This window comes from Oleiphilus sp. HI0132, from assembly GCF_001635845.1.
Genome location: NZ_LWGJ01000938.1, coordinates 1 through 13,569 on the forward strand (window position 1 = coordinate 1; position 13,569 = coordinate 13,569).

The window sequence follows — 13,569 nt, forward strand, 5'->3', positions numbered from 1 at the left end:
CGCTCGGGGACGGCGCTCCAGCCAATACAGTCTGTAGCTATCAGTTCAAGCAAGCCAATGACAGAAGCAAGTATTTTCTTTTGGTCAACCCCTTCTTGCTGAAAAACTTTTTTTTGCTCTAGAAAAATGATCGTAAATAATGAAAAGCGCCAGACAGATAAAATGTTCGCAATTTCATGGGGGAAGCAATTCTTGCGGAGCCAAACGTCGAAGCAACGGTCCAAGATAAAAGCAATATTATTAACGCCACTTTTCTGTGCGCCTTCATAATGCTTCTTTAGATGATCTAACAAGCTCACTTCGTACTGACCTACTTCTAAGACAAAGTGCTGTCGAACACCCTCTAAATCTAGAGTTTTGTCGGTACTAGTGCCAAAATCCTGTAGATACTTAAGCTCAGGCACACGTAGCTTTTGACACAAAGCCCTCACAAAACTCAAGTCATTACTAAGGCGGCTCACGAAGAAATTACTGCATTAATTTTTTCCATACGCTTCATTATAGTTATCTATATTCAATACGCTGTAAAAAAATACATTTTTAGTTGCTCTACATCATTGCAATCCATCCCTGTATCCAGCAACATTACTTTTAATTTTTACAGTTCCGTCTATCGTTAGAAAAACAACCTTGGATAGCAGGTTTATTCTTGCACTAGAATTCACGAATCAAGCAGCCTAATAGTTTTTGGGATAAGTTGAGAGAAAATGAGCAACAAATTAGATAACGTAAATATCGCTTCTCACGAAGTGTTAATCACACCCGAGCAGTTAAAGAAAGAGATTCCACTTACAGAAAAAGCAATCGAATCTGTGACAAATGGGCGTCAGACAATTAACGATATTCTTGACCGAAAGGATCATCGAATTTTTGTCGTCATTGGCCCTTGCTCAATTCATGACGTTGATGCTGCTAAGGAATACGCAAAAAAGCTGAAAGCTTTGTCCGACAAAGTATCTGACTCCCTGTACATCGTGATGCGTGTCTATTTTGAAAAACCTCGAACAACTGTTGGATGGAAAGGTCTTATCAATGACCCTCACCTAAATGATTCATTTGAAGTTGAAGAAGGCCTGCATATTGGCCGCCAACTACTAATAGACATTTGCGATATGGGCCTACCTACCGCTACCGAAGCACTTGATCCAATCTCACCACAATACTTGCAAGATACAATTTCCTGGTCTGCTATTGGTGCGCGTACCACAGAGTCCCAAACACACCGCGAAATGAGTAGCGGTTTGTCAGTTGCAATCGGCTTTAAGAATGGCACAGACGGCGGCCTTGGCGTTGCGATGAATGCACTTAAATCTGCATCACACCCTCATAGCTTTTTAGGGATTAATCGCGAAGGACAAGTATCGGTAGTTCGCACTAAAGGCAACCCATATTCTCACGTTGTCTTGCGTGGTGGTGGCGGTAAACCTAATTATGACTCAGTTAACGTTGCACTATGCGAGCAGGAACTTGAGAAAGCAAAACTTAGTAAGAACATAATGATTGATTGCAGCCACGCAAACTCAAACAAAGATGCTAACCTGCAGCCACTGGTTATGCAGGACGTTTGCAATCAGATCATCGACGGCAACAAATCTATCGTTGGCATTATGGTTGAGAGCAATCTTAAGTTTGGTAACCAATCGATTCCTGAAGATTTATCTCAGCTTGAGTACGGCGTATCAGTTACCGATGCTTGTATCGACTGGGAGACAACTGAAAAATCGTTACTGGAAATGCACGAGAAACTAAAAGACGTGCTACCTAAGCGATAAACAGTTCAAACGATTTAAAGTAATAAAAAAGCCGCTCAATCTGAGCGGCTTTTTTATTGATAAGCACAAATGGTCACTCCAACCATTTCAGCTTATCGCGCAAGCTAACAACATCGCCAATAATAATTAAAGTCGGAGCGGCAACCTTTTGGTTCTTGATAATATCCACAATAGTTGACAGCGTTCCTTCATAAACCTTTTGATGCCTTGTTGTCCCTTTGGAAACCAGAGCTATAGGCTTATCAGTACGCATCCCATTCTCAATCAGAGATGAACAGATGGTTGCAAGCCCCGTTAAGCCCATATAAAAAACCAGGGTCTGATTCTCCTGAACTAATTCATGCCAGGGAAGATCACAAGTATCGTTCTTTAAGTGGCCAGTAACAAAACGTACCGATTGAGAATAGTCGCGATGAGTTAAAGGTATGCCTGAATAAGCGGAACAGCCCGATGCAGCAGTAATTCCTGGCACAACCTGGAAACTCACTCCCTCTTCTGCCAGCGTTTCTATTTCTTCGCCACCACGACCAAATATAAATGGGTCGCCGCCTTTCAAACGCAGTACTCTCTTACCCTGCTTTGCGTACTTAACAAGCAATTCGTTAATCGACTCTTGTGGGACAAGGTGATTTGAACGCTCCTTTCCAACATTAATACGCTCCGCATCATGCCTGACAAGCTCTAATATTGGTTCAGATACCAAACGATCGTACAAAACGATATCTGCCTGGCGAATCAAGCGCAAAGCCTTGAACGTTAATAAGTCGGGATCTCCGGGCCCTGCGCCGACCAAGTAAACCTCACCGTCATTACTTGGCGCAGTAGAAGAAAGATCTTCAATGGCAGACTCTAATAGGTCAACAGCGTCTTCTTCCTTTCCTGAAAAAACCAACTCAGAGAACTTACCTTCCAAGTGTTTTTCCCAAAAGCGCCTTCTCGCATTAATACCATCAACACCCTCACGTACCTGCTGCCGGTACTTTTTAGCGATCATCGCCATACGGCCAAAAGCATGTGGAAGGTTTGCCTCTAAACGACTACGAACCAAACGCGTTAAAATAGGCAATTCACCACTACTAGATACCGCGGCAATAACAGGTGAGCGGTCAATAATAGAAGGAAATACGAAATCACTAATATCTACTCGATTAACGACGTTAATCGGGATATTTCTCTGCTTAGCAGTCTTTGCTATAGCTTCATTAACAACCTTATCTTCAGACGCTGCGACAGCTAAGCTGATACGCCCCCAGACCAAATCATTATTAGGGCTCTCTGCAGTCAGCGAAACACGCTCTATGTCATTAGTTTCGACCAATGCTTTTAAGCCTTGATCGGTCAGAGTGTCTGTAGCCAAGCGTACTTTGCACTTGGTTTTAAGTAATACTTCTATTTTACGTGCAGCAGCTGCGGAGTCTCCGACCACAAGGACACGACTACCTTTTAAACTAAAAAAAAGTGGTAAAAAATCCATCGTGACTCCTCAGTTACAGACCGTTGATAAACTAAGCAATGACTTCAAGTCCGCCCATATAAGGAACAAGCACTTCAGGAACTTTAATCGAACCATCTTCTTGCTGATAGTTCTCCATCACCGCAATCATCGTACGACCGACCGCTAGACCAGAACCATTTAAAGTATGAACAAGTTGTGGTTTTTTCATTTCAGGAGAGCGGTATCGAGCCTGCATACGACGAGCCTGAAAATCCTTTGTATTACTGCAAGAGGAAATCTCACGATAGGCTTTCTGTCCGGGCAGCCAAACTTCAAGATCGTAGGTCTTCACAGCAGAAAAGCCCAGGTCACCACCACACAACAATACTTTTCGGTACGGCAAACCCAGCTTTTGTAAAATACCTTCAGCATGTCCCGTCAAGGCCTCTAGTGCTTGGGCTGAATCTTCCGGCTTAACGATCTGAACCATCTCAACCTTGTCGAATTGATGCTGACGAATCATACCGCGCACATCACGACCATAGGATCCAGCCTCACTTCTAAAACATGGTGTATGGCAAACAAGTTTGATAGGCAGCTTGGCCGAGTCGATAATCTCATCGCGAACAATATTGGTTGCAGGAACCTCTGCCGTCGGGATTAAGTAAAACTCTCTGTCTGCATGCAATTTAAATAAATCTTCTTCAAACTTCGGTAACTGACCAGTTCCGAACAATGAGTCACTATTAACAACGTAAGGAAGGTAGACTTCTTCATAACCATTTTCAGCTGAATGCGTATCAAGCATGAACTGCGCTAAAGCACGATGAAGCTTGGCTAACTGTCCGCGCATCACCACAAAACGTGAACCGGTCAATTTACTTGCAGTTTCAAAGTCTAATTGTTTATTGATGTCACCTAAAGCTACGTGATCTTTAACCTCGAAATCAAATTTTCCAGGCTCACCCCACTTTAATACTTCGACGTTATCATCTTCAGAATTACCTTCAGGCACTTCAGAGTCTGGTATATTAGGCATGCCTGCAAGCAAATCGTTTAACTGATCCTGCACTTCACTTAATTCCGCCTTTGCAGATTCTAAAGAAGCACCAATTGTATCCATTTCGGCAATTAGTGGCGCAATATCTTCTCCGGCCGCTTTGGCTTTACCAATCGATTTTGAGCGAGTGTTGCGTTCATTTTGAAGCTCTTCAGTCTTTGACTGTATTTGCTTACGCGACTCTTCTAGGGATGAAAACAAGTCTGTATCAAACTTATACTTCTTTATTGCCAGCTTTTCAGCGATTTCATTGGTTTCGGTGCGGACGAGTTTTGGATCTAACATAAATAAAATTCTTGCGTTAATGTTTAGTCGTTAAATTAGTAATGTTTTGGTATTTAATATTCTTAGAGGCTAGCGCGCGAGATCAGCACCCCGGCAAATAGCGCGACAATGCAAATCAGTGTTGTACCTATAATATAAAATGCAGCAATTAATATTTCGCCACGATCCAGCAATTGCCAGGCCTCAAGCGAAAAAGTAGAGAACGTCGTAAACGCGCCAAGAAACCCGGTCATAACGAAAGGCTTCATGTCAGCAGGAACGATACTTTTCTCAACGATATATACATAGGCAAAGCCCATCAATAATGAGCCTAGAATGTTCGCGGTCATAGTACCCCAAGGGAATGCTCGAGAGCCTACAAGGGAAACGAGCCCATAACGCGCAAGCGCGCCCAGGGCGCCAGCAACGGCGATCAGTAACAAGTGATTCATTAGAGATTTGAGGTTCCTTTATAACACTCGCAGAGTTTACCGCGAAAAGACGATAAAACACACCGAAAAAACGAATATTCCCACTCTAACCGGGCATTTCTTTTCGTTTAATTTCAATTAGCAAGCCCTCATTTATCTCTGTTAAATTACGAGCCCTGGCAACTTTTTCTACGCGGGATTTTACAAATGGCCTAATGAAAAAAGGGACCTTCTTCAAGCGTGCCTTTGCGCAACTGCGCCAAACGATTGCGCTTTCTGTCATCCTTTATCTCCCATACCTAATTTATTCAGATAATGTTAACAGTCTACCCACCTGACTGCTAACCCTCCCTGAGAGGTTTCCTTGAACTCTTCTGACATTGCCTCACCAGTTTGCTTCATCGCCGCAATACAATTATCCAAGGTAATTAAATGGCTACCGTTACCGTGCATCGCAAGTGACGCAGCCGCATAGGCTTTGATGGCACCAAATCCGTTCCGCTCTATACAAGGTACTTGAACAAGACCTTTTACCGGATCGCAAGTCATACCTAAATGGTGTTCTAGGGCAATCTCTGCTGCATTTTCTATTTGCCAAATAGTCCCCCCCATGACAGCACAGCAAGCAGCTGCCGCCATCGCTGAGGCAGAACCGATTTCCCCTTGGCAACCGACCTCAGCCCCCGATATAGAGCCAGTATCTTTAATTATCGCGCCGATGACTGTCGCAGTTAGCAGAAACTCTCGTGACTTAGATTCTGAAATCTCTTCATGCTTGGTTAGATAATAAAGCAATGCTGGGACTACACCCGCCGCACCGTTTGTTGGCGCGGTTACGACTGCTTGTCCCGCAGCATTCTCTTCATTGACCGCCATTGCGTATGCACAAAGCCAATCATTGACACTAGCATTACTGGGATTCGCGCTAAGATCGGAATATAACTTGTTTGCACGCCGCTCTAATAACAGTCCTCCGGGCAGTTGCCCATCAGCAGATAAACCACGTTCTATGCTTGCAAACATCGCCTCCTTAACTGTGCAAATATTTGCCTCAGTAACACTCTCAGCACTACTCATGCATTCATTTTCCATCTGAATTACTGCAAAGCTTTTATCTTCTTTCTCGGCGATAGACAGCAACTCACTCATGTTTGAATAGGTATGTTTCTGGCTGTGGCCGAACGGCACTTTACGCCTCCCTTTTTTCTCCTTTTGGCGCTTACTCTTATCGGCAAGTTCATCTTTAGTTAAAATAAAACCGCCACCAACGGAAAAGTACGTTTCAGACAAAATGACCCGTTCTTTCTCACCAGCACTTGATAGCGTAAAGCTGAAACCATTCGGATGTTCCGGGTACACGAGCTTCATATCAAACTCTATTCCCGACGCTGGGCCAAAGTTTACACACACACCTTGAACAATTTCGATAAAGTTTTTTTGCTGAAAACTATCAATCGCTTTTTCTAAATTACCGTTGAATGAAAGCTTAGCGGCCTGTGCCGGCGAATAGCCATTGAGACCCAGAAGGATTGCCGTATCTGTACCATGACCAATACCCGTATACGCTAAGGAACCTGTCAAGCGGCACCTAAGATTAAGGCGCTTGCCTTTAAGAAAGGTGGGATTTATAGCCTTTATCTTAGTGACGAAGTCCTTTGCGGCAATCATAGGGCCATTAGTATGAGAGCTGGAAGGTCCAATACCTAGTTTAAATAGATCTGTAATACTCGTGAACATAATACAACCTCACGCGTGATTTCTTTCTATGCAGGTAGCAACAAACCATAATCATCTTATTATAGCCTTAAACCCGTAACTCAGCCTGAACTTACAGCCTCATATAATAATTTATGGGTAGACACAGCCGATATTTGTCTATGACAAACAAACGATTAAGCCTTACAATGCAGCCGTGCTTATTATGGAGGATCGCTATGAAAAACTTATTCGACATCACCACGTCTACCCTTGCATCAACACTACGTGTTTGGCGTGGCACGTCAGCGAGCAAGGTTGCAATACAACCTGAGCAGGAGCTGGTTATATTCGACAGAGAAGGTTGCCCGGAATGTCGGTTTGTCAGGGAAGCACTGACCGAACTCAACCTTGATGCAATGGTAGCCCCCTGCCCAATCGGTGGGCGTGATATAAAAAAACTTGCACAAGAATCCGGCAGCCAGACGCTCCCAAGGTTATTCGACCCCAACACTGACCTCAATATTGCTGGCCGCGATGAAATTGTTACTTACCTATTTAAAGAGTACAGGGGCTTGGAAGTCCCTAAGCAACTCCGCCGCAGTTTAATGAATGATACGGCATCCAAACTGGCTAGTGTTTTACGTAATAATGCAGGTGTCCACGCGCGCCCTGCAAAAGCGGCTAAACTCCCATTGACGCTATATAGCTTCGAATCCAGCCCTTTTTCTCGTGTAGTAAGAGAAAAACTATGCGAACTTGAATTGCCATACTTACTGATCAATTTGGGCAAGCAGCAACTAGCTGATATGGGTCCGGCAAACTTCCGCTTCAGCATTGGCGCTTATCAACCATTAGAAAACACCAAGCGCGATGATTTCTTTAAAAAACATGGAAACGTGCAAGTACCGTTTCTTATTGATCCCAATACCGGAACAGAAATGTTTGAGTCTCAAGAAATTGCTCGCTATTTAGAGTCCACTTACGCGCAATAAAACGCGTTGACACAGCATATATAGCCTCTTATTTTCTTTAGTTAGCCATAAGCGCTAGTGTTACAACTTTAAAACCAGTAATATCCGGCGCTAATTTTGTTCCTTTGATACGGCATTACACCTCATGGCTAAACCTAAAAAACAACGACCGCTTTGGCACCCCTCATTTCTGCTTACCTGGCTCATTGTGTTTGTACTGTTCTCCATTGCACACCTACCCTTATTGTGGAAGCACTCTATTGCTAAAAAGTTGGGCAACCTCACTCACAATAAAATGAAAAGCAGAGTTAAGGCATGCCGACAGAATATTGATGCCTGCTTTCCAGAGTTAAGTGATAATGAACGCGAACAGTTGGTAAAAGATGTATTCACATCTACGTCTGAAGGCTTCATAGAAACACTTCAGTCCTGGTGGCGTGACCTTAGCCCTTATATGAGCAAGGTAGAAGTCTATGGCCTAGAACACTTAAAAGAAGCAGAGAAACGAGGTGGCGGCGTATTTCTTTTAGGTGGGCATTTTGGTATTTTCGATATTGCCCTGCCGTTTATCGCAGCACAACTTCAAAAACCTGGCTATATGTATCGACCCAACAACAATCCGGTAGTTGATTGGATGATTGAAAGTGGACGCCAGAGAAATGTTGATATTGAAAGCTTCCATAAAAGACAACTGAAAGAAATGATTCAGTTTATGAAAGAAGGCGGTGAAGTCTGGTATGCACCTGACCAGGATTTCGGCAAAAAGTGCGACCTTTTTGCTCCATTCTTTGGTATCGATGCCGCCTGTATATCGACTCCTAGCTGGATCGCTCGCGAATCTGGGGCAGCTGTCATCCATGTCTCGCAATACCGCCTCCCTAATGGCCGCTATGAAATCTACTTTTCTCCCATCCTTGAAAACTTTGGTGAAGACAATGAAGCCGATGCCAGAGCATGGAATAAGCTCTTAGAAGAGTCGATCCGAAGGCATCCTAGTCAGTATTTATGGCTACACAAGCGCTTTAAAACACGCCCCCCCGGTGAAGCTAAATTTTATTAGCACACAAACTTCGCTTACAGCGTCTTCGACGCTACTGCCATGCTCAACACGCACTGTTATAAAATCAACAATAAGCAAAGAATTCCTTACAGCTACGCCTGCCAGAGCAATTACATCTATCATTGTAGCTGCAGAAAAGCTTTGCCTGAGCAGCCAATGACTTGGAAAAACACCAATTAACCCCAGCGGAATAAATACCATCACCAAAAGGTGGGAGACGAAAGGATTAGTAACAAATACCTAGACAACATCAGAAGACGCAATTGATCAATAAACTACATATTCGGTTTGCGATTAATTCAGGAGCTTCATGCCAAACTTTACCGCTCGAAAAGACAGCCACACAAGCCTAGGGAAAACGCTGAGGAGACATAAAAGCTAAATTTGTATCGAAACTAGCTTTGCTTAAAGCACTTTTCGGAACTCAACTGATAAATCGCATATACTTAGCTACAAATTACGCTTTTTGAGAGACTCCATTGTCATCTTTTCTTGATTTACTATTGTACACCTCAAATATTACCTTACCCATTTTTATCATTGTATTTCTAGGGTGGTTCCTTCGACGAACAAGCTGGTTAACTGAAAGTTTCATCAATTCCGGCTCAAAACTCGTTTTCACCATCGCATTACCCGCTCTGTTATTTATCAAAGTACTGGAATCTGACCTATCAGCCGTTTTTGATACTAGGCAAGTTATGTTTGCTTTGCTTGTAACTGTAGCTGGATTCCTAGCCTGCTGGCGGCTAAGCGGCACGATGAAACTTCTACCAGAAAATAGAGGCGTTTTTGTACAAGGAGCCTTTCGTGGAAATATGGGTATCGTTGGCCTAGCACTTTGCATGAACATGTATGGCGATGAAGGTTTAGCTGTCGGCTCTATTCTACTGGCTTTTTTAACACTGCTTTATAATGTCCTGTCTGTCTTTGCGCTGACATTACCGTTCCATTCAGATAAACGTTTTGATTGGCTATCGATGGCAAAAGACATGGCGAAAAACCCGCTGATCATCGCCATTGTTACAGCACTTGTGCTTAACCTCCTGCAGTTAGAGCCACCAGCCATCATTATGAAAAGCGGCGAGTACTTTGCAAACATGACTTTGCCTCAAGCATTGATTTGCGTAGGCGGTTCGATCAAGTTAAATGAATTAAAAGATAGCAATCATCTTGCATTAAAAGCAACTTTACTGAAGCTTGTTGGATTGCCATTGCTGTTCACCCTTGCCGCCTTAGTGATGGGTTTTAAAGATTTAGCATTGGGTACTTTGTTTCTTATGTTCGCAAGCCCCACAGCTACAGCGAGTTTCGTAATGGCTAAGGCCATGCGAGGCAACGCCGAATTGGCCGCAACGATTATCGCTTTATCCACCGTACTGTCACTATTAACAGTAAGCACAGGAATATTTGTACTGCGGGCATTAGGTTTGGCCTAAGCGTGCCTCGTCTTTGTTAAATTGATCCTTCAGGGCTTAACGCCCTACGAAGACCGCATCACGACGCTCGATAAATGACTGAACTCCCTCATTCATATCTTCTGACTCAATGACGGGCTTTAAGCTAGGAAAAAGTTGCTTTATGGCCGATGCCTCGCCTTCTTGTCTTGCAAGCTTAGATGAAGTCAAGCTTCCACGTACAGCCAAAGGAGCTGCCTTAGCGATCTTCTGTGCTAGCGCTAAGGCACATTCTAACTGCTTCCCTGGCTCACATATTTCCTGAATCATTCCCATGCGATACGCATCAGCGGCCGACCACTCGTCACCCGTGAGTAAATATCGTTGAGCATTGGCCCAACCCATTTCATTCTGTAACCGTATCGTTGCCCCACCACAGGCAAACAAACCACGCTGAACCTCCAGCTGAGCAAAGCGTGCATTCTCCGAAGCAACTCTGATATCTGTATTGAGCATCATCTCAACCACCCAGGTATAGCTATAACCTTGCACCGCCATAATAACAGGCTTCGACAAGCTTGGGCCTGATAATGCAAAGGGGTCTATGGTTCTCTCAGGCAAAGGCGGCAAGCCTCCTGATTTAAGAGGCTCTAACCAATCAGTGAGCTCCAAGCCAGCTGAAAAATGTTCTCCCTCTGCGTAAAATACGGCAACACACAAATTATTATCATGCTCCAGCTGGTAATAGGCTCGTGCAATATCGTGATACATTTCGACCGTTAGCGCGTTATACTTTTCCGCTCGATTAACCTTGATCAATAAGATCGAACCTCTTACATCGACTTCAATATAGCTCACTTTTTCCTCCGCTTTCGAATTTGGTTTATGTCTCAAGGTCTAGAACCAGTTTGGCTGCATTTCAAAACAGGTATCGTCTCGCCCCAAAAGTAGATCTGCTTCGTGCTTAGCTAATGGTAATTGCCATTTAATATAATATTGAGCAGCCTGGAGTTTGCCACGGTAAAACGAAAGCTCTTCATGGTTTGCGGGCTCAGTTTCGGCAATCCCCTTTTCTGCCGCTAAGGCCTGGCGTAACCACAGCCACGACACCACCACGCGAGCAAACATCGAAAGGTAAGAACTGGCATTAGATAAGGTCAAGTCAGGAGATTCTTTCTGAAGGTCAGCGCCTAATTGCATAGTAACCCTATGCACTAGTGACAAATGTTCTTCAATTGTTTGCGCCCACGCTTGAAGCCTTTCACTGGATTCTTTAGCACGAGAAAGGTCTAAATTCACCTTAGAGACCAGAACTTGAAGTCCTTTACTGTTGCGCTGCCATAGCTTGCGACCCACTAAATCCAAGGCCTGGATACCATTCGTTCCTTCATGAATTGGGTTTAACCTATTGTCGCGCCAATATTGTTCGACAGGGTACTCTCTGGTATAGCCTGCACCGCCAAGCACCTGAATCGCTAGATCATTCGCTTTTACACCAACTTCGGAGCTCCATGATTTGATCACGGGTGTCAGTAAGTCCAGTAAGAGCTCTGATTTTTCTCTTTCGTCTGCATCAGGGTGTGTATTGACATCATCTAATAAGAAATAACCAAACAGGCATAGTGACATTGCACCTTCAACGTATGCTTTTTGCTCTAACAGCATTCGACGCACGTCGGCGTGCTGGATAATCTCAACAGGCTTGTCATCCGCCTTTTGGCTCGCCAAGCGGCCTTGTAAGCGCTCATTTGCATAAGACAGTGAACTCAGATACCCGCGATAGCCAATCATCGCGGCACCCATCGAAACGCCTAATCTCGCTTCATTCATCATTTGGAACATATAGCGAAGGCCCTGGTGCTCTTCGCCTATCAGATACCCTACACATTCATTGTTATCACCAAATGAAAGCATGGTCGAGGTCGTACCGCGGTAACCCAATTTATGAATGAGCCCAGCTAATGCAACATCATTACGATCTGCCGGTTTACCATCGTCATCCAATCTATATTTAGGAACCAGGAACAGCGAGATTCCTTTTACGCCCGATGGCGCACCGTCAATTTTAGCCAAGACAAGGTGAACAATATTGTCGGCCATTTCATGATCGCCACCCGAAATGTACATCTTATTTCCTTTGATCAGGTATTGACCTGCGGTGTCTGATGCTTTTGCTCGGGTTGTGATATCGGCTAAAGATGACCCAGCATGAGGCTCTGTCATTGCCATGGTGCCAGTGAACTTACCGGCTAACATAGGGCTTAAGAAATTACCTTTTAGCGCATCCGAAGCATAAGTTTTGATTAAATTGGCTGCGGCTATCGTTAAAAATGGATAACCCGCTGATGAAGCGTTAGCACTTGTGAAATACCCCATACACGCAGCCATAATAACTTCTGGCAACTGCATCCCACCTAACTCGTAGTCATCTCGCCCTGCAAGAAAGCCTGCTTCAGCCAACGCATCAAAGGCCTCTTTTACCTCTGGCAGAATGCTTACCTTCGCACCATCAAAACTGGGCTCATTACAATCTAGTTTGGCATTATGGTTAGCAAACTTATCCTCAGCAATTTGTCTTGCTGTAGAGATCGCTGCATTAAAGGTTTCAACATTATGTTCATTAAAACGAGCGCGCTCAGTAAGTGCGGCGGTTTCAAGCACTTCATACAACTGAAACTGAACGTCTCTTTCATTTAATAAATCGGTTTCCATGCCTTACAAGCCTCTTAATGATGAATAGGTTATTTACCTATCACTGTCTCATATCGAGAGGGATTACATAACTGGCTTTTATGACTTAAACTATGCCGTTTATGCCACCAGTATTCTTGGATACACAACAATGAAGCAAGTCACCATTCTCGGGTTTGATTACGCCTTTGCTACAGCAATTATCGGTATGGCAGATTTACTCGCTTCGGTTGGCGTTACTTGGAATTACATTCATGGAGATAAGCTATCCAGACAATTCAATGTCGAAATTGCTAGCTTAAACGGTGGTAAAATTCGGTGTGCTAATAATATTGAAATCAATGCGCATAAAACCATTGAAGAAATCAGTTCAAGTGACCTGCTTGTCATACCGACCATCGCTGGCGATATTGCTCAGACACTGGCTTTAAATAAAGCAGCACTCCCATGGATCAGAAAACTATATGAAGGTGGCTGCGATATCGCATGTAATTGTACCGGCGCTTTTCTGCTTGCCGACACAGGCATGTTAGATCACAAAAAAGCGACGACGCATTGGGGCTTCGTCGAGCAGTTTGCACAGAAATTTCCAAAGGTAGACTTACAGCCGGACCAGTTAATTACAGAAGATGGGCAAATATTTTGCTCTGGTGGCGGCACGGCCTGGTTTGATATGAGCCTGTTTCTGATTGAGCGCTATTGTGGCTATGAACTCGCGCAAGCTAGCTCCCGGTCATATGTTTTCGACATTGGCCAAGATAAGGTTAGTAGCATTAAACGTATACCCGGCAAA

Annotated in this window: 14 protein-coding genes; 5 read left to right on the top strand and 9 right to left on the bottom strand. The window is 44.0% G+C overall.

The features are described from left to right. On the bottom strand, positions 1–422 hold a 422-nt coding region (locus A3766_RS10495; RefSeq protein WP_156508865.1), incomplete at its 3' end, for a hypothetical protein. 285 nt (positions 423–707) lie between these two features. On the opposite strand from A3766_RS10495, the gene A3766_RS10500 reads away from it, so the two are divergent. Continuing rightward, complete coding sequence (locus tag A3766_RS10500; protein WP_068509085.1) at positions 708–1,772, top strand: 3-deoxy-7-phosphoheptulonate synthase; 1,065 nt, start codon at positions 708–710, stop codon at positions 1,770–1,772. 73 nt (positions 1,773–1,845) lie between these two features. On the opposite strand, the gene cysG is transcribed toward A3766_RS10500, so the two are convergent. The 5 genes from cysG to A3766_RS10520 form a co-directional block, all read right to left on the bottom strand. Further along, complete coding sequence (gene cysG, locus A3766_RS10505; protein ID WP_068634485.1) at positions 1,846–3,246, bottom strand: siroheme synthase CysG; 1,401 nt, start codon at positions 3,244–3,246, stop codon at positions 1,846–1,848. Between the two features lie 31 nt (positions 3,247–3,277). Continuing rightward, positions 3,278–4,552 (bottom strand): serine--tRNA ligase, encoded by a 1,275-nt coding sequence (gene serS / locus A3766_RS10510; protein ID WP_068515108.1) that lies wholly within the window; start codon positions 4,550–4,552, stop codon positions 3,278–3,280. Between the two features lie 62 nt (positions 4,553–4,614). Beyond that, complete coding sequence (crcB, locus tag A3766_RS10515; protein WP_068515105.1) at positions 4,615–4,983, bottom strand: fluoride efflux transporter CrcB; 369 nt, start codon at positions 4,981–4,983, stop codon at positions 4,615–4,617. An 85-nt stretch (positions 4,984–5,068) separates the two neighbouring features. After that, the gene (locus tag A3766_RS32655; RefSeq protein ID WP_082865032.1) at positions 5,069–5,245 is read right to left on the bottom strand and encodes a PCP reductase family protein; all 177 of its coding nucleotides are present in this window, start codon (positions 5,243–5,245) and stop codon (positions 5,069–5,071) included. A gap of 35 nt (positions 5,246–5,280) precedes the next feature. Then, positions 5,281–6,699, bottom strand: coding sequence for an L-serine ammonia-lyase (locus tag A3766_RS10520; protein WP_068515102.1), 1,419 nt, complete (start codon positions 6,697–6,699; stop codon positions 5,281–5,283). Positions 6,700–6,896: 197 nt separating this feature from the next. On the opposite strand from A3766_RS10520, the gene A3766_RS10525 reads away from it, so the two are divergent. Then, positions 6,897–7,652 (top strand): glutathione S-transferase N-terminal domain-containing protein, encoded by a 756-nt coding sequence (locus A3766_RS10525; protein WP_068507339.1) that lies wholly within the window; start codon positions 6,897–6,899, stop codon positions 7,650–7,652. Between the two features lie 124 nt (positions 7,653–7,776). After that, complete coding sequence (locus A3766_RS10530) at positions 7,777–8,691, top strand: lysophospholipid acyltransferase family protein (protein WP_068515098.1); 915 nt, start codon at positions 7,777–7,779, stop codon at positions 8,689–8,691. Here A3766_RS10530 and A3766_RS32660 read toward each other — a convergent pair. Further along, on the bottom strand, positions 8,641–8,898 hold the full coding sequence (locus A3766_RS32660) for an efflux RND transporter permease subunit (protein WP_197469648.1): 258 nt from the start codon (positions 8,896–8,898) through the stop codon (positions 8,641–8,643). The two genes, A3766_RS10530 and A3766_RS32660, sit on opposite strands and share 51 nt — an antisense overlap. Positions 8,899–9,170: 272 nt before the next feature. Between A3766_RS32660 and A3766_RS10535 the strand changes: the two genes are divergently transcribed. After that, positions 9,171–10,127 carry an AEC family transporter gene (locus A3766_RS10535; protein WP_068642175.1) on the top strand — a complete coding sequence of 319 codons (957 nt, stop codon included), beginning with the start codon at positions 9,171–9,173 and terminating at the stop codon, positions 10,125–10,127. Positions 10,128–10,163: 36 nt separating this feature from the next. Here the strand turns inward: A3766_RS10535 and A3766_RS10540 are convergent, their stop codons facing one another. After that, positions 10,164–10,943: a crotonase/enoyl-CoA hydratase family protein gene (locus A3766_RS10540; RefSeq protein WP_068515092.1), complete on the bottom strand. Its 780-nt coding sequence runs from the start codon at positions 10,941–10,943 to the stop codon at positions 10,164–10,166. A 39-nt stretch (positions 10,944–10,982) separates the two neighbouring features. After that, entirely contained in the window at positions 10,983–12,797 is a 1,815-nt protein-coding gene (locus A3766_RS10545) for an acyl-CoA dehydrogenase (RefSeq protein ID WP_068515089.1), read from the bottom strand. 130 nt (positions 12,798–12,927) lie between these two features. Between A3766_RS10545 and A3766_RS10550 the strand changes: the two genes are divergently transcribed. Beyond that, positions 12,928–13,569, top strand: a 642-nt coding sequence (locus tag A3766_RS10550) for a DJ-1/PfpI family protein (RefSeq protein WP_197479522.1), incomplete at its 3' end; no start/stop codon positions are given.